This window comes from Siphonobacter sp. BAB-5385, assembly GCF_002261125.1.
Classification (GTDB): domain Bacteria; phylum Bacteroidota; class Bacteroidia; order Cytophagales; family Spirosomataceae; genus Siphonobacter.
In genome coordinates, this window is the sequence record NZ_NMPS01000220.1 from 1 (window position 1) to 17,867 (window position 17,867).

The window sequence follows — 17,867 nt, forward strand, 5'->3', positions numbered from 1 at the left end:
ATTCCGGGAATCGCATTCTGGGGCTCAAGCCGCTTTCCATTCCATGGCGGCCACCATGGGATGGCCCCCATGGAATGCATACGGACTAAAAGACCAGCTCCGTCAGCGGGACGAAAATAGTCTTGTAATAACATTACCATCAGTAGCTTTTAGTAGGAAATGCATACGAACCAAAAGACCAGCCGTCTCACCGACACAAAAACTAATTCATCAAAAAAACTAACGACCCCTCATTACTTTCCTCTCCCTCAAATCATACCGCTGCCCCTGACTCAACAAAATAAACCCGCCGTTAGATGCGGTAAACTGCTCCTGCTGATCCCGTACGTGAGGCTCTCCTTTACCGATAATCGTCTGGTAGTCATACACCGCCACGTACGATTTGCCCAACACTTCCAACTGATCTTGTTGTACAACAATGGCCGTCGATTCGTCCAGCCCGATCCCAATCAGTTGTGGCGACTGGCGGATGAAATCAATGAGGTCAAACTGCCGATTACGTTTGAGTAAATGCTGATCAATTGCGGAATTTTTCAGAAAACCCAGTCCCTGCGTATGATCGCCGACGAGGATGTCAGCCCTCTTCGTATCGCCCCGCCACAGAAACGACCCCTGAATACTCGCCCCCGCCGAACTTCCCGCAATAACCCCGCCCCGGTTCAGTACCTCAAAAAAAGCCTGATGCGTACGAGTGTTGAGGTAAGAGTCCGCAATTCGCCACTGCCGACCGCCGATAAAATACACACCCGTCGCTTCCTTCAGCGGAGCGATAAACGCGTCACTGTTGGCTTCGGTCAGGTTTTTGGTATGGAGAAGCGTAACCCGTCTCACGCCCGACTGTTTCCGGATACTTTCCAGATGCGTCGGACTCAACGCCGCCGAATCGCCCGCTGCGGCGGTAACGACGACAATGCGGGCTTTCTCCTTCCCTCCAGCCAGTTCCACAAAGCGGGCCCAGATTTCCGGTCCCACGGTACCACCACCAATGATGAGTAGTGAACCCTTTTCGGGGCCGTGGCGAGTGGTACTTTTTTCATTGATGACAATCGGTGTCTGGGCTGAAAGGTCAAGCGTCCAGACGATTAAGAAGAAAAGTAGAATGAATTTTTGCATACGTCAGGAAGAAAACCGGAAGGTAGGAACCGTCCATTACAAACGAAGGAAACAGCGATTTTCCGGAACAGAACCGCGACCAATGCTTATTCTTAGGGAATTAGCGTCCGGTTTTCCCGAATCTGGAATACGTCCTCTAAGGCCTTGCGGGCCGCATGATAGCCGCACATGCCATGCACGCCCCCACCCGGAGGCGTGGATGACGAGCAGATGTACAGGCCTTTCGTAGACGTCCGGTACGGCGAAAAGCGTAAGGCAGGTCGGGTGAACAGTTGGGTAATATCAAGAATTCCGCCGTTAATATCGCCACCGATGTAGTTGGGGTTGTGCTCCTGTACCTGAGCCGTATTCATGACGTGGCGAGCCAGAATCCGGTCTTTGAAACCCGGAGCAAAGCGTTCCACCTGGTTTTCGATGGCTTCGGTACGGTCCCGCGTGGAGCCGTTGGGCACGTGGCAGTACGCCCAGGCCGTGTGCTTGCCTTCGGGAGCCCGCGAAGGATCGTACTGACTTTGCTGGGCCAGCAAAACGAAAGGCTTCTCCGGGTAGCCGCCCTGTGAACTAAGCTTTTCGGTGTCCGTGATTTCCTGAAGAGTGTTCCCTAAATGCAGGGTTCCGGCGTTCCGGCAATTTTCGTCGGTAAACGGAATCGGAGCGTCGAGAGCCCAGTCAATTTTGAAGATACCCATCCCGTAGCGGTAACGTTCCAGTTGCCAGCGATACAAGGGGGAAAAGGTATGTCCAGCAATTTTAAGCAATTGTCGGGGCGTAATGTCGAACAGCACCGCGTGCGAGGAAGGCAATTGCTGTAAGGATTCGACGTAAAAGTTGGTTTCGATTTTTCCGCCTAGTGACTGAAAGTACGTTGCTAAGGCCTGAGCAATTTGTCCCGAGCCACCTTTGGGTATGGGCCAGCCCCGTAGATGGCCAGCCGTTAAGAGTACCAGTCCAATGGCGGAGGTGGTGAGGTTACTCAAGGGTTGAATGGCGTGGGCGGCCATACCGGCTAACAGTCCCTGAGCCTGCGTTCCTTTGAATAAATGTTTAAACCAGGTCGCCGGGGGTAAAGCCCGTAAGCCGAAGGCCGCGAAGTCCAGGGGATGCGAAGGAAACGTCAGCGGACCGAGCGTATCGACCGCCACCTTGGGCCAGGTTTTGGTTAGAAATCCGGCGAGTTTTTCGTAGGCCCGCTCATCCACGCCCAGCGTTTGAGCGGTTTTTTGAATAGATTGAAACAGTACCGCTGCCGGACCCACATCGAAGGGATGGGCCGCCGCGACTTCGGGATAGATGAATTCCAGACCAAAATCCGCCAGCGGAAGCGTATTGAAAAAGGGCGAGCCTGCCGCCAAAGGATGAATGGCCGAACAAATGTCATGCTTGAAACCTGGCAGGGTAACTTCCTCCGTACGGAGTCCGCCCCCGATGGTTGATTTGCCTTCCATCACCAGCACCGAAAGTCCCGCCTGTTGCAGGGTAATGGCAGCAGCCAGTCCGTTCGGACCCGAGCCCACCACTACGGCATCGTACTCTTTTTTTGTCATACCTTCATCGACCGGAACCGTTACGTTCGGAGCAATACCTGCCCGTCGCGTTGGAGCACCCAGCCCGTAATGGGATTGAAATGATAGCCGCCTTTGGAACCGCGGGCGGCTACTAACTGCTGATACGTGGGTTGGATATAACCGGTCTCGTCGGTTACCCGGCTCTGGATTTCGGTTTCCGTACCATCCCAGTGCCAAAGGTAACGAAAACCCGTATGGGCCTTATCTAAAATGGGTCCCTGGATCTGGGCTAGTTGCCAGCTACGGCCGCCATCGGTACTCACTTCCACCCGATCTACCTTACCACGACCACTCCAGGCAATCCCCCGAATTTCGATCCAGCCCTTTTGTACCTGAGCCGGATACGCCGGAAAGGTAATGATGGAACGGGCGTCAATGTCGAAACTGAAATAACGGATCTTGCCGTCTTTCACCGGTTCGGTATACTTGGACGTTTCCTCGCGGGTCATAAAGGGTTCGTCGGAAAGTTCCAGTCGCCGAAGCCATTTGACACTCATGTTTCCCTCGTAACCCGGCAGAAACAACCGAAACGGATATCCCTGCTCGGGGCGAATGGCCTCGCCGTTTTGGGCGTACACGATCATGGCATCCGACCAGCCTTTCGCCAGTGGAATACTGCGGGTCATCTTCGCCGCGTCCGATCCTTCGGCCAGAAACCACTGGGCCTGGGGCTTCACTCCTACTTCCCGAAATAAGGTAGAGAGCATGACACCCGTCCATTCGCTCTGGCTGGTTAGGCCGCAGATGTCTTGTGGACTCAGCTTCGGATTCCCCGAACGAAAATTACCCGAACATTCCAGAAAGCAAATCCGCGTAACGGATGGATACCGCTTCAAATCAGCCAGCGTCAATACCAGTGGCTTTTCTACCAGCCCGTGAATCAACAGCTCATGCTGAGCCGGATCGATGGCGGGAACACCGTTGTGATTCCGTTCAAAATGCAAATCCGAGGGCGTAATCGTGCCGTATAGATTTTGTAAAGGCGTTCGGGAAGAAATATCCGACGGTTTTTTGACGGGCTTTTCAAACGGCGACCGCGTGCCCACTGTGCCGGGTGGTACACCAGGAACTTTGGTCGGGTCGGTCTTCCACTCTTTTTCTGACAGAGCCGCCTGTACAGCTTTGCCGAACGGAGCCTGAGCCAGCACGATCGCGGCGGTAGCCGCTCCGCCTAATAGACTTCGCCGACTGACTTTTTGTTCGAGTACAACGGGTTTTTCTCCGGGTAATACTTTCATTGGTTCTTTCAAAAACGGCTTTACCGGATTATGGGACCTCCACTACGGTCGTCCAGAATATAGTTGGCTTTAGCGGGCATTGCCACGCGGGGTAAGGTCTGAGCATCGAGCACAAATCCAGGCTGGATCCGCTGGTTTTTTCCAGCAAAAAAGCCGTCAGACTGTACACTTCAGCGTCGGTCAGACTGCCTGGAGCGTTAAACGGCATAGCCGCCGGATGTAATCAAACAACGTCGTAGCGTAGGGCCAGTAGTTACCAATACCTTTGGTTTTGCTGGTATCCGAAACCACTAGTCGGTCATTGGGACCTTCTACGCCCGTTTTGCCGTGACAGGCCGAACAACGTTCCGCATACAGCACGGCTCCTTTCACGGCCGTCCCCGAACCCAGTGGTAAGCCTTTTCCATCGGGACGAATGGCACTATCCCAGGCTTTGATCCGTTCAGCCGTAGCCGGACGACCCAAGCCATAAATGGTATCAGCAGACATCCTTCCGACCGTAGGGCTTCGGGGCTGGGAAAAGCTCAGACTGGCCCAGGCTCCCAGCCCCAATCCGGCCCAGAGTAGTCCTTTTTTTACAATTAAACTCATCCTTCTAATCGTATTTACCCGCTTTCAGGGTACTTTCGGAAAGAGCGTATTTGCGGGGAACCCGATCGAGTACTACGTGAATCGAATCTCTGTTTTCATTAATCCCTGACAGGATGACCCGGTTTCCTCCGTTAATGGCTTGATAGTTCAGAATCATCCGGTTGCGTAGCGGCGTGGGTGCTTTCACGGTACCGTTGTTGCTACGATCCCAGCCTACGACCTGCGAACTTTCGCCGCCGGGGTTTTCGGCTTCGCTGATCATCCCACGGGTGCGGCGGGTAGATCGGGCCAGCGGATGAATTTTTTCATCTTCCGAACCGATAATCGCCAAAGCTTCCTTGGGTATCCAGCTGGCCACGACGGGTTTTGCTTTGGCTTCTGTACGAGCCGCTTTTCCCTCAACCTCCCGCGTTTCCCGGTTCTGACGACCCCGGTTTTTGTCCTGTAAATACAAGACGTGATGCAGGGTATCCGCTTCGTAGTAGAAGACGCGTTGCCCACCCGCGACGCCCGTCAGCTCGAAGGTTCGGTTGATGTCCCGCATGGGCGAGCCGCCGCCGTTGGACAAATCCAGATCCACGGGTCGGTTGACTTTGAACGTTAGCGTCGTCCAGTTTTCGAAGGTGGCTTGTTGCCAGCGTACGGAATCCAGCGGCGAATAGGGAATGACCTGGTTGTTGATTTTAAATTCCGTCACGTTATAATTTCCCCGCAATTCCGACACACCTTTAAGGGCGGGCTGTTTGTACGGATCATACAGGAAGTTCACGCCCTGCAGGTAGAAAAACCACACCACAAACACCCCAATTACTCCGGTTTTTAGGAAAACCCGGCTCCATTGTTGCCAGGGTTTATCAAACGAAGGATAGTAATGAACGGGAATGGTCAACTGTTCGCGAACCAGCAAATTGTATACTTTCGGAATGTCGTAAATGAGCAAAAAGCCGGATAGCAGCACGAAGTATGAACTATATACGTGGACTCCTCCATCGTACTCGAAGTTAACAAAGACAATGTCAGCCAAAGCTCCAAATAATAGTACGGAACCCCAAAAGGTCGTGGCTCGGAAAAACAGTAAGGCTCCAGCCAAAACTTCCACCACGCCCGCGAACACTTCGTACCAGGGGACAATACCAATCGAAAGCCAGTAGATTTTTTGTAGCGTCAAATCACCAAAATCGGTATTGAGAACGCCCAGCGAAGGATACGGCAGTTGCGTGGGGAATAGTTTGGTATACCCGAAACCGATAATGCCAATCCCCGCCCGGTAACGTACGACCACCCGAAGCCAGTAATACAATCGGTTGTACTCGCGGGGCTGAGGTTTGCGGCGACTATCGATAAAGGTCCAGACCAACCCTACCCCGATGGCAAAAATCAGGGTGATTACCCAGGTGGCGTAGCCATTGAGCGGGCTACCGAAAATCTTGTTTCCGAAAATGTTCAGACCGGAACCAAACCGGGCAATGTCGTACAAATCGCGGTAATGCAGTCGCGTCCAGTCAAACGAAAACAGGTCTTTGTACCAGCCCGGATCATTGGGCAGAGCAAGACTCACAAAAAACACGAAAGCAATGCGGAAGAGAATCTTCTGCCAGGCCGTCCAGAAGGGAGGTCGAAGCTGCGTTTCAGAAGCCGCCGTTTCCGGACGTAAGGTATCGACAGGGAGCGTTGACATAGCGGTTTAGAGTTTAAGACCTTTACGGCGACCTACTTTTTTAGCTTCTTGAATCAGATACTTTTTGTCCACCTGGTTGAGTACGACGCGGATGGAATCGCGATTTTCGTTGAGGCCCTTCAGCAGGATGGTTCCAGCTTCGGGACGCTCGTAATGCAATACCAGTTGCTCGCCTTTGTAATGGCGGTTTTTGTTTTTCAGTACCAGCGTGTGAGTCAGCGAATCAATCGTGTAAGAATAATAGTGACGACTGATCGAACCGGTTGCTTCGTAGTTCCGCAGGGAATCAGCGGCGAAAATCTCTTCCGTATGGAGCGAATCAATTTGCACCGGACGATTGGAACGGATACTCAGCGTAGCCCAGGTTTCGAACACCACATCTTTCCAGCGAATGGGGTCGGTTTTCGAGTAGGGAATGTCCGTTCCATTGATGATAAATTCGCTGACATTATAGAGCCCCGCTGCCTGCGAAAGTCCTTTTTGCCGGGGATACTGATACGATCCTTTGCGGTGACCAGCGTAGGTTTGATAGCCGTAGAAAAAGACGAAGAAGACGATAAAGGCCAGCTTGCCCATCAGCCTAGCGTTTTTCAGCCACTGCTCGGAGAACACGGGCTGAAAGCGATTGGGTTTCGTAGCTTTTTCCAGCGATAGTAGCGTAAAGAGTCGAATGGCATCGAAGGAAAACAGAAACAAGGCCAGACTGATCAGGTAGAGACTATACACGTATTCACCCCCCTCGTAGGCCAGGTTCGAGACAAAAACATTTCCCGTAAACGGCAGAATGATGAGCGTGGCAATCGTAGCCGTTTTCCGGTGCAGGAGTAATAAGCCTCCAATAATTTCGATCAGGCCCAGGAAGGATTCGTAGGTTGGTACGACACCTAAACTTAGAGAGAAGAGTTTCCAGGCCGAAAAATCGCCGTAATTAGTGTTCAGATGACTTAGCGAAGGCAGCGGCGATTGTTCGGGAAAGAACTTGATGAATCCATACGCCAGCACACCCACGGCCAGCCGATACCGAACCAGCACCCGCAGCCAATAATACAACAGGTTGTATTCCCGCTTCTGGCGATCGAATGCACTCCACACGACCGAACCCACCAAAGCGATACCCGCCACGATGGCCCAATTGAGAAACGTGTCCGCTCCATCAATGAATTTGGGACTGTACCGCGACAGGTAAAAAATTTCGCGGTAACTCAACTGTAGCCAGTCGATGGAAAACAGATACTGGTAATACTTGTAATCGAGCGGTACGACCTGAATGAAAAAGTACAGAAAGAAAAAGCGGAAGATGGCTTTTTCGGCCGTACTCCACGCGGCCGGTTCCGAGAGATGCGTTGGTTGATCCATCGTTTGAATAGCGGTTAGTAGCCTTCGTTTTGAACCAGTGCTTTATCCACCAGTAGCTGATCTACGGGCAGGGGTAATACGTAACGTTTCGGATCCGTAACGCCCAGTACAGTAGCCGCCCGTCCCGTCCGTACCAGGTCAAACCAGCGGTGCGGTTCCAGGGCAAATTCCACGCGGCGTTCGTTTTCGATCGCCAGTAAAACAGCCTCAGACGTAGCCGCTGTAACGGCGGGCAGCCCAGCCCGATCACGCACGGCATTCAGATCGCTCAGAGCAGCCGTCAATTTGTTCTGTTGAGTCCGGGCTTCGGAGCGAATCAGGTATTGTTCGGCAATGCGAAGCACGTACGAAGGGTCTGAGCCAGGGTTGCGGTAGTAGAGGTTGCCGTACCAGCGATTTTGGTTGTCTTTGGCGACGAGTACGCTCCGGTTTCCACCCACGCTGGCATCGTTGAGTAGCGTGACCAGAGCCGTATTGGGTGCCCACTGACGCGTACCACCGTTAGTTTGCGGCTGCCACTGCCCGCGATGGGCGTTGATTTCAGTGGTACCGTTGTAGAAAATCTCGAAAATGGATTCCTGCGTACCCCGGGCGTTATCGGCAAAAAAGGTACGGTACGGCTTGATTAGGGAATAATTCGTAGCATCACCGATGAGTTTGCTGGCGTATTCTTCCGCTTTGACCCAATCTTTCTGATAGAGGTAATAGCGGGCTTTCAAAGCCCAGACTGTCTTTTGCGTGGCCCGGTAGCGGTCGGTGGTTGCGGGGAGCAGGGACTCGGCCGCATCCAGATCTTTAAGTACCTGAGCGTAGGTCTCAGCGGTGGAACTGCGGGCAATGCCCCGGTTGTCGGCGGGCGTTACAGTCGGTTTGGTAATCAGTGGTACCCCACCCCAGACGCGGGCCAGATCGAAATAGGCCAAAGCCCGCACGAAATACGCTTCGCCGAGGTACTGGTTTTTCAACGCGGTCGTCAGGGCCGGATCGGCTACGTCGTTGACCTTCGCCAGCACATTGTTGGCCCGGTTGATGGTCTGATAAATGGCAATCCAGACGCCGCTAATCATGCCATTATCGGCATTGACTTTGTGGTTGATGAATTCCTGAACGATGGACTGCGAGCCAGTCCATTCCACGTTATCACCCGACAGGTAACCGATGGCCTGAAAGTTAGTACCGTAATAATTACCACTCGCCAGAGCACTGTACACACCGCGAACGGCCGTTTCAGCGGAAGTTTTATCGGTAATGGTAACGGCATCCGAAATGGATTCCTTCGGCTTCACATCCAGAAAGGACTGGCAGGAAGTCAGGAACAGAATACTTACTAGGATTAAAAAAGTTGCTTTCATTACGGTCTGTTCTTACAAAGTCACGTTTAAACCCAACTGTAAACCCACCGGCTGCGGTGGCGTACCCAGATCAATGCCCTGCTGATTCTGGTCACTGCTGGCACTCGATTCGGGGTCCAGACCCGTGTATTTGGTCAGCAGCCAGAGGTTGGTACCCACGGCGTAGAGGCGGAGGTTATCCAGTCCCACTTTCTTGGACCAGGTTTTCGGTAAGGTATAGCCCAGCGTCAGGGAACGAAGGCGGAGGAACGAACCATCTTCCAGCCAGCGGCTGCCGCCATCGCGATAGTTGTTGACGTTGACACCGTCGGGACGGGGTACGTCGGTGATGTCGCCGGGTTTCTGCCAGCGGGCCAGGTTGCTGGCGAAGATGATCCGGGCAGCGTCGCGGGCTCCCCCACCCTCTCCGAAGAATTTGTTGTGATTGTAAATTTTGTTTCCGTACGAAAAGGAAAAGAACACATTCAGATCGAAACTGCCGTAAGTCAGGTTATTGGTCAGACCGCCGAAGAGTTTGGGCCAGATGCTACCCAGAATTTGCCGGTCGTCCGTAGTAATTTTTCCGTCTTTGTTGACGTCTTCGTACACCACGTTGCCCGTCTGCGGATCGACGGACAATTGCCTGTACACCCAGAACGAGTACAGCGGATGACCCTGCTGCTGCAAAATCAGATCGCGGCTGCCGTAGCGTAAGGGCGTTTCAAGTTTTTCAATGGTGTTGACGTTGCGGGCCAGATTCAGGCTCGTCGTCCATTTGAGTTGAGAAGTTTGAAGGTTGACCGATTGAATACCTAATTCAAAGCCTTTGTTGCTGATTTCTGCCGCGTTGCTCCAGTATGTGCTAAAGCCCGTTGTGGCGGGTAAGGTCAGTTGCAGCAGGCCATTGGTCGTGTATTTGTTGTAGACGTTGAATTCGGCGGATAGGCGTCCGTTGAAGAACGCCAGGTCCAGACCTACGTTCAGCTGACGGGTTTTTTCCCACTGCAAATCCGGGTTGCCCAATTGCTGGGGAGCAATGCCGGGACTACCCTGATATGAAGCTCCTCCGGTCCACAAACCCTGGGCAGCGAAATTGCCGATGCCGTTCTGGTTTCCCGTGATTCCGTAACTGGCCCGCAGTTTCAAATCACTTAGTACCGTTACGTCTTTCAGGAATTCTTCCTGCTTGATTCGCCAGGCCGCCCCCACTGCCGGAAAGTAGCCCCACTTACGTTCATTCCCGAAGCGGGACGAGCCGTCAGCCCGGATACTGGCATTGATCAGGTACCGACCCGCAAAGTTGTAATCGGCTTTGGCGAAGAACGAGGCCAGCGTACTCTTACTCCAGTTCTGGGAAGCGGCCGTTGTTGAAGCCGACGAAATCTGCGTAAAGTTGTTGTTGGCGAAACCGCGACCTTCGGCATACGTACGCTTCAGTACATCACTTTGCAGGGTATTTCCTACCAGCAATCCGAAGGTGTGTTTATTGCCCAGCGTCTTGCGGTACGCCAGCGTTTGTTCATTGAGTACACTGGAAAACTGCGTTTGACTGGAAGTCGCTAGTCCCGACGGACTGCCCGCAATGAGCAGGTTATTCCAGTATTCGGATTCGTCGTAGCCGTTATAATCCAACCCGAAGCTGGTACGGAATTTCAGTCCGGGTACGATTTCCGCTTCCCCGTATACGTTGCCGATGTAACGCAGGCTGATGGAGTGAACGTCGTAATTATTGAGCAGTAACGTCAGGTTATCAAAACCCGCCCGGCCGACCAGTACACCGTTTTCGTAGGGCGAAAGATACGTAGGCGTATGCAAAGCGGCCTGTAACAAACCGCCCTGCGGGCCGTCCCCGGCCCGTGCCTGATTGCGGAAGGTGCGGCTGAGGATATTACTCACGCCTACCTGCACCTTATCGTTGACTTTTTGATCGAGATTGATTTTGAAGCTGGCCCGTTCGAAGTTGATGGGTCTGATGATGGCTTCCTGTTGGGTATAGCTACCGCCGATGTAGTATTTGGTGTTGGTGGTTCCCCCGGCTAGTGACAGGTCGTAGTTCTGTAACCGGGCGGTACGGAATAATTCGCCAAGTCGGTCGTAGGTTTGCTGTTCTTCCGGTAGTCCCCGGCCCCCTTCGGATACGGGGCGGAAGGGCCGATTGGCTACCGTACGATTCAACGAAGGCGTATCCTTGCCCGCATTAATCCACCATTCGTTGACCAGTTGGGCGTGTTCGGGGCCCGTCGTCAAATCCCAGAGCCGGGCCGCTTTCGACCAGCCCGTGGAAGCATTGAGGCTTACCTTGGGTTTCTGTTCGAAGTTGCCGCGTTTGGTCGTGATGAGAATAACGCCATTGGCTCCCCGCGATCCGTATAAAGCCGTGGCTTCGGCATCCTTCAGAATTTCGATACTCTCGATGTCGGAAGGGTTGATGTCGGCAATGGGCGAGGTTGCTTTTCCACCCGTACTCACCGACTGCAAACTGTTGTTATTGATGAAAACGCCGTCTACCACGTACAGGGGATCATTATCAGCATTGATGGACGTGGCTCCGCGAACGCGAATGTTTACCGCTTCGCCCGGTACGCCCGTATTACTGGAAATCTGTACACCGGGAATTTTGCCCTGAAGCTGGGCGTCGAAACTACCTGTGGGAATATTCTTCGTGTCGGAAGGGTCAATTTTGGTGATGGAACCGATCAGGTTTTTGCGTTCCTGGGTACCATAGCCCACCACGACTACTTCACTCAGTTGGTTCTGATCAGGTACGAGCTGGATGGTTAGCTGGGTTTGATTACCTACGCTTACCTCCTGCGTTTTGTAACCGATGAAGGAAACCACCAATCGAGCCCGGTCGGGTGCCTGACTGATTTCAAACTCACCATTGGCATTGGTGGATACCCCCTGAATAGTGCCCTTAATCTGAATATTCACCCCCGGAATGCCTTTCCCCGTTTCATCAAGTACCTGCCCTTTGATGGGTCCTTCCGTCGCTCGCCAGTAGGATCGAACCTCTTTGGCAGGAATGGCGGCATGCCCCGATGATACGCTTAGGAGCAGAGGCAGCATCCAGGCCTTCCAATAATTCCCGTGCATGTGTACGTAATTTTTCATTCAATAACTGTGATGGTTGAGTACTAAATTCTTTTCTACTACTTATATAGATTAACTATACAAATCAAGAACACAGATTTACAATGGGTTTACTCCCTTGAACGTTAGAGATGCTTGGCGACCGACGGAGGGCGGGGCGGAGGTCCTCGCTAGCGGAACAGCTCGACAAAACTAGAGAGGCTTCGGTATTTAGCAAATATAATCTACAGAATTTGTATACTAATAGAAGATAATCTTTATTATGTTTAATAAATTATATTATATATACTATTTAAAAATTTACGTATAGACATTATAGTATAAAATGATTACTATTGGACTTTCTTTTTAAAAAGGCTAAGATTTACGCCATTCTTAATACTTTTTACTGAAGCACTAAGTACTATTAAGCGAATCCCCTAAGTACTTAGTATCTATTTCATTTTAAATTAGTTACAATTAAACCAGTACCGTCCGATTTCATTTAAAAAATTATATTTTCACGTTTCAAATTACTATCACCGCCCTACCCGTGAAACTACTTTTTTATTTACTTTTTCTGTCGTCCTCCATTCCCAGTCTCGCTCAGACGTATCCTTGTGAGTATGCTTTTTCCGTTAAGAACGGCTACACTCTTGAAGAAAAAATTTCCAGCACTAATCCGCAAAACAAGGATGTTTTAGGAAGATGGAAATGGATAGAAATTCGAAAAGAAAAAAAACAAAAGCAACCCTCTTCGTATCTGCTGAGTCTTACGTTTTATAGCCAAACGGCCGAAGAAGAACTCAACCATGCGGAAGTGATTTTCAAGGATCAATCCAAACATGTTTTTCAACGGGTTACGTCTCAGTGTGAGTTTTCTCACGGAAGAGGTTATAAGCATTCTGCTCTTATTTCTTTAAACAAGCAAGAGCGGGAAATGCTTGAAAATAAGCTAATTGAGCAAATTACGATTAATCATCAGGTTAGTAAGGAAGTCAATGAAGATGACACCTTATACGTGCAGAGTATGGCCCAGTGTATCTTTTCGAAGTAACTGTACTACTGGTCTAAGAATCAGTACTACAGAAATAAGCAGCGTGGCTATTCCTGTAGTACTGATTCTTTTACAAAGCTTTCACGCGGATATTCCGGAATCTCACCACCGAGCCGTGTCCCAGAAAACCAATGTGGCCTGAAGTCCGTTTCAGCCCAGGATGTTCTTTGTGGTCGGGGGTACCGTTTTGGCTTGCTTCGGCTACGTCACCGTCCAGAATCGTTACGCCATTCAGTACCACTTTCACACGTGTACCACGTACCGTTACTTCCTCCGTATTCCATTGCCCAACGGGTTTCATACCTTCCCGCTTCGCTGGAATAATGCCATAGACGGATCCGTGATACTGGTAGGGTTGCAGGTTCTTGTACTGGTCTGCCGTATTATCCAGAATCTGTAACTCCATGCCGGTATACGCGGCATCGCCTTCGAGCGGAGCCCGAATCCCCAGTCCGTTATTCGCTCCCGGCGTAAGCTGAAAATCGAATCGGAATACGAAGTCGGCATACTCGTCTTTGGTATACAGGTTACCCTGTCCCTTGCCGGTAGGCTCAATCACCAGATTCTGGTCTTTGATTACGTAGTCTTCTTTGTTACCCGTCCATTGCTCCAGATCGGAACCATCGAAGAGGACCTTGAAACCTTCCTGCTTTTCTGCTTCGGTTAGGGTAAACAATTGAGGTAAGCCTGCCAGATGCTTTTCCAGGGTAGCGGGCTGACTGAGGTACGGCAAACCTTTCTTCAACCATTCGCGAACTTCTAGATTATTAAAACGAGGTTCGGCTAACGCAATCTGAGCAACCGCTTCAGCGGCTGGTTTTCGCAATACGGGATGGTTTAAAAAACTCGCGGCATACGACAGAGCCGCGTATTGACGAAGGCTCCCTACTTCTCTTAGAATTTCCTGTCTCTGTTGCGGAGTTCGGGCTACGTCCATGCTCTTTTGTAGCAACACAAGTCGCTGAGGTTCCGTATACGAGGCATGGTTCAGTCGCTGAAGATTGGCCGTCAGATCCTTCGAAAGCGGAATGAACAGTTGCTCAGCCGCTAGTCGGGTAGCCTGTTGGGAAGGCTGACTGGCCGCCTCGATCAAGGCCCGAGCTGCCTTTTCGGCCGTAGCGGTATGCCCCGCCTCCCCTACCCGCTTTATCCAGAGCAGATAGGAGGCTGTAGCGTTGGAGGCTTCGAACCTATACTGCCGATCTGCCGCTGCACGAGCCAGTAAAGCTCCAGAACCTGGATTGCCGATATTCGCGAGAGCGTATAAAGCTAATTTCTTCGCATTATCAGAAGCGTTTTGAGCGAGCTGGGTTAGCACCGGTACGGCATCCCCAGTACGGGTTTTACCAATGGCTTCGATCAGGTATAACTGAGCAGGTTCCTGAGCCGTTTTCAACGCTGTGAGCAGTGCCTGCCGGGCGGAAGGCGTATTGATTTGCACCAGAGCCCGGGCGGCCGGATCGGCTTGCCGATTATCTCCCAGGAAAGAGGCCAGCGTTGCCACCGCTTCTTCTTTTCCCACCATCTGCAATTGGGCGATCAGAAAGGCTTTGGCTTCGGGTGTAGTGGCCTGTTTCAGGGCCTTCTGATACGCCATTGAACTTTTCATGCGGTCGGCAGAACGATTGCTGGCGTAGGCTGTATACCCTCCCAGGGCGTACTCCGTCTGGGTATGATCGCCCGGTGCATTCAGGCCCGCTGCCAGAGCCAGGAGTCCTTCTTCGTTGAGTTTGCCCACTTCGCCCATTGCCGTGTGTAGCTGGGTTTGATTGCCCGCCGGTAATTGAGCTAACACGCCAGCGACGCGGTCGGACTGAGCCCATGCGGCCTGCTGGAAGAGAATCCCCAATAGAAGTATACTTGGTTTCATAGAATAGAGGAATAAGGCAATTGAAAAGAAATTACATGACCCAGGGAGCACGCATGGGTTGATCGATGAGGCGATTGGCTCCTTCATCATCAATAAAAACTTGATTTTTTGGATCGAAGCGAAGCGAACGGCCCAGCCGCAGAGCGATGATTCCCATATTAACCAGCGTACAGGAACGGTACCCATTCTGCTCATTCAGGGCAAAGGGTTTCCGCTCTCGTACGGATTCCAGAAAGTTGGTCACCTGGGGTTTCGGATCTGGAAAGGACGCCAGTTTGCGGGCTAAATCAGGAATATCCGAGCGGAATTCGGGGTACAGTTTTCCTTTCGGTCCCTGGATGTAGGGTACGCCTTCGTCACGACCTTCACCGTCGAGTACGATTTTACAACCATCGGCGTACGTATAGGTAATACGTCGCCAGGTACCCACCGCATCCGGATGCTGCTGGGGAGCGTCAATTTCTACGCTAATCGGGCTTTCGTTGTCTTTGCCCAGAAAATACTGGATTGGATCGAGGTAATGCTGGCCCATGTCGCCCAGTCCGCCGCCATCGTAATCCCAGTACCCCCGAAACGTTCCATGAACGCGATGGGCGTTGTAGGGCTTGTACGGAGCCGGTCCTAACCAGCTTTCGTAATCCAGTTCGGTAGGTACGGGGGCTTCTTCCAGGTGGGTCTTGCCTACCCAGTAAAATTTCCAGTCAAAGCCCGTATGCTTACTTACGGTAACCGTCAGGGGCCAGCCCAGCAATCCGCTTTCTACAAGCTTTTTAATGGGCCGCACCGTCGTTTTCATGCCGTAAAAGGTATCCTGAAACCGGAACCAAGTATTCAGCCGAAACATGCGTCCGTACTGAGCAACGGCTTCTTTCACGCGTTTTCCCTCGCCGATGGTCCGCGTCATGGGTTTTTCGCACCAGATGTCTTTACCAGCCCGGGCGGCGTCTATCGCCATGAGTCCGTGCCAGTGGGGCGGCGTGGCAATGTGTACAATATCAACTTCGGGTAGCAGAAGCAGTTCGCGGTAGTCCTTAAACGTCTTGATGCCGGAGCCACCGGCCAGTTGCAGCCCTTTCTGTAAATGGGTTTGATCTACGTCGCACAAAGCGACCACGCGGGTACCCGCGTAAGGAATGTGCCCACGGCCCATTCCTCCCAGACCAATGATTCCTTTGGTCAACTGATCACTGGGGGCCAGATACCCCTTGCCGAGTACGTGCCGGGGCACTATACTGAAGGCCGCTACTGCAGCGGCCGTTTGCTTAAGAAATTTTCTGCGGGAATGCGTCATACGGGAATAGAGGAATGCGTGATGCGGACTGATAACGGCTTGCGAACAGGCAGGCCATCATGCGTTGGGTAAGGTACGGAAATTGACCTGTTTACCCAAAACTCCGGATTGCTTTCTCCCCTATGAACACCTAAGCACGCCCCATGCGGCGTTCGAGTTCCTGCAACTGCGGCAGATACTGCTTTTCGATAACGTGAAGTTCTTCCTGACAGTACTGACGGGCCAGCTCCCAAACGGCCGTGGCAAAAAGCATTTTGTCCTTGTAATTCTGCTCGTCGCTCAGCTTGGGATCGAACGAAAAGGGTACGGTTTTCTTCGCCTGTTCGAAGAGTTCCATCCGCAAACCGGGGCGTATGGCCAGGAATGCCTGAATGACTTCGTACTGCCGTTCGTACCAGCGATTTTTCCACTGGTCGTATTCGTCCTGCCAGTTCTTTTCTTCTTTCGGAGCTTGTGATTTCGGTGCAGGGGCTACGGGTTGAGCCGCGGCAAAAAGGGGAGGCGATAAAATGAGTGTATTGAGATAACCCCCAATATTCTGAATGGGTGAGTTTTTCTTCCGGCTCTGTTTTAAGGTCGTTTGAATACTGGTCCGGATGTGCTCAATGGGAGCCTTCTCCAGCCACTGCCAGACGGTTTGCTCGGAAACATAGGCACTGACCAGTGGAAAAATTTCATCAAAGTGTGATACTTCCACGGCCGAACCCTCTTCTTCCGGTACGGGTTCCTGAACCGGAGCCCGTTTTAATTTCAATACCGGCGGTACGGCTCCCTGACTCGTATCGTTTTTGGTAATGTTGTAAAAGCGAATGGCCACTACTGCGTTCGCCTTCAATTTGACGGGTAGTTCGTAGGGATAGTTCTTGGCCTGTACGCCTTCGTAATCAAACCGGATGTCGGTATACTTCTGCAAATCCTCCTTGGCTTTTTCCAGTACGCGGTCGCGAAAGTGCCCGTAAAGCTTGTACTCCTCCTCCATGCCTAGCATGGCTTTGAGTTCCTGTAATTCAATCGTCCGCTCCCCCAGTTTTTCGTACTGCTTGAGCAATTCGTAAATCCGCACGGTATAGGGACTCGACAGGTCGAGAATATTGGCCATCTCGTATACCAGATACCGCTCCTTGAGTTCAATCAGGAAGGGCTTTAGATCGGGATGAAAGGAAACCTTCAGGTACACCCGATCGTCGTCCAGGCGTTTCGACTGAATGATTTTACGCTGCACATCATCCGGCGTTTTAATACCACCAATAATGGGCGTTTCCAGTGTTTCGTAAACCCCATCGGTTTTGACCTTTAGTTTGATGATTTTACTCATCAGGCCGCGGGCTCCTTCTTTGAGATCTTCGTAGGTACGACCGTCCTTGCGTAAGCCGAAATCCTGAATGACATCCCGGAAAAAAATCTTATACTCTTTGAAGTCGCGGTCTTCCCAGTCAATCATGGAAATCATTTTGGCAAATACCCGCGTTTCCCAAATGGTGAATTTGTAATGGGCTTCTACCAGAGCGTTTGACTTCCGGATCAGAACCACGGTGTTATTCCGCTTCTTTTTACGGGTATTCTTACGAGGATTAAGCTTTTTCTCCACTAGATATTCGATTTAAAGGCAGCTTTCTGGACGATTCTGTACATACATCAACCAACTATCACAAATTCCACGCTTCCAAGGTACGAAACAAACGTGATTTCTGTGATAGTTTTACGTGCA

12 protein-coding genes are annotated in these 17,867 nt (G+C 51.6%); 1 reads left to right on the forward strand and 11 read right to left on the reverse strand.

The genetic code is table 11. From position 1 onward, the window contains the following. Positions 1-219: 219 nt before the first annotated feature. The 8 genes from BWI93_RS22855 to BWI93_RS22890 all read right to left on the reverse strand — a co-directional run bounded on the left by BWI93_RS22855 (position 220) and on the right by BWI93_RS22890 (position 11,983). Positions 220-1,113 (reverse strand): cyanophycinase, encoded by an 894-nt coding sequence (locus tag BWI93_RS22855; RefSeq protein ID WP_094815745.1) that lies wholly within the window; start codon positions 1,111-1,113, stop codon positions 220-222. A 92-nt stretch (positions 1,114-1,205) separates the two neighbouring features. After that, positions 1,206-2,657: an NAD(P)/FAD-dependent oxidoreductase gene (locus BWI93_RS22860; RefSeq protein WP_094815747.1), complete on the reverse strand. Its 1,452-nt coding sequence runs from the start codon at positions 2,655-2,657 to the stop codon at positions 1,206-1,208. Positions 2,658-2,677: 20 nt separating this feature from the next. Then, complete coding sequence (gene soxC / locus BWI93_RS22865) at positions 2,678-3,916, reverse strand: sulfite dehydrogenase (protein WP_094815749.1); 1,239 nt, start codon at positions 3,914-3,916, stop codon at positions 2,678-2,680. 180 nt (positions 3,917-4,096) lie between these two features. Further along, positions 4,097-4,507 carry a c-type cytochrome gene (locus tag BWI93_RS22870; protein WP_255158017.1) on the reverse strand — a complete coding sequence of 137 codons (411 nt, stop codon included), beginning with the start codon at positions 4,505-4,507 and terminating at the stop codon, positions 4,097-4,099. 4 nt (positions 4,508-4,511) lie between these two features. Next, positions 4,512-6,185, reverse strand: coding sequence for a hypothetical protein (locus BWI93_RS22875; protein WP_255158018.1), 1,674 nt, complete (start codon positions 6,183-6,185; stop codon positions 4,512-4,514). Positions 6,186-6,191: 6 nt separating this feature from the next. Next, the gene (locus tag BWI93_RS22880) at positions 6,192-7,541 is read right to left on the reverse strand and encodes a hypothetical protein (protein WP_094815751.1); all 1,350 of its coding nucleotides are present in this window, start codon (positions 7,539-7,541) and stop codon (positions 6,192-6,194) included. A 14-nt stretch (positions 7,542-7,555) separates the two neighbouring features. Beyond that, a complete protein-coding gene (locus BWI93_RS22885) occupies positions 7,556-8,893 on the reverse strand; it encodes a RagB/SusD family nutrient uptake outer membrane protein (protein WP_094815753.1) in 1,338 nt (445 codons plus the stop codon). Between the two features lie 12 nt (positions 8,894-8,905). Then, positions 8,906-11,983 (reverse strand): TonB-dependent receptor, encoded by a 3,078-nt coding sequence (locus BWI93_RS22890; RefSeq protein WP_255158019.1) that lies wholly within the window; start codon positions 11,981-11,983, stop codon positions 8,906-8,908. A gap of 511 nt (positions 11,984-12,494) precedes the next feature. Here BWI93_RS22890 and BWI93_RS22895 point away from each other — a divergent pair. Next, complete coding sequence (locus tag BWI93_RS22895) at positions 12,495-12,998, forward strand: hypothetical protein (RefSeq protein WP_094815755.1); 504 nt, start codon at positions 12,495-12,497, stop codon at positions 12,996-12,998. Positions 12,999-13,068: 70 nt separating this feature from the next. Here BWI93_RS22895 and BWI93_RS29115 read toward each other — a convergent pair whose 3' ends face one another. The 3 genes from BWI93_RS29115 to BWI93_RS22910 form a co-directional block, all read right to left on the reverse strand. Next, positions 13,069-14,868, reverse strand: coding sequence for a DUF1080 domain-containing protein (locus tag BWI93_RS29115; protein WP_255158020.1), 1,800 nt, complete (start codon positions 14,866-14,868; stop codon positions 13,069-13,071). Positions 14,869-14,899: 31 nt separating this feature from the next. Continuing rightward, entirely contained in the window at positions 14,900-16,159 is a 1,260-nt protein-coding gene (locus BWI93_RS22905) for a Gfo/Idh/MocA family oxidoreductase (RefSeq protein ID WP_094815759.1), read from the reverse strand. Positions 16,160-16,289: 130 nt separating this feature from the next. Beyond that, positions 16,290-17,747, reverse strand: coding sequence for a replication initiation protein (locus BWI93_RS22910; protein WP_176454302.1), 1,458 nt, complete (start codon positions 17,745-17,747; stop codon positions 16,290-16,292). Positions 17,748-17,867: the final 120 nt, after the last annotated feature.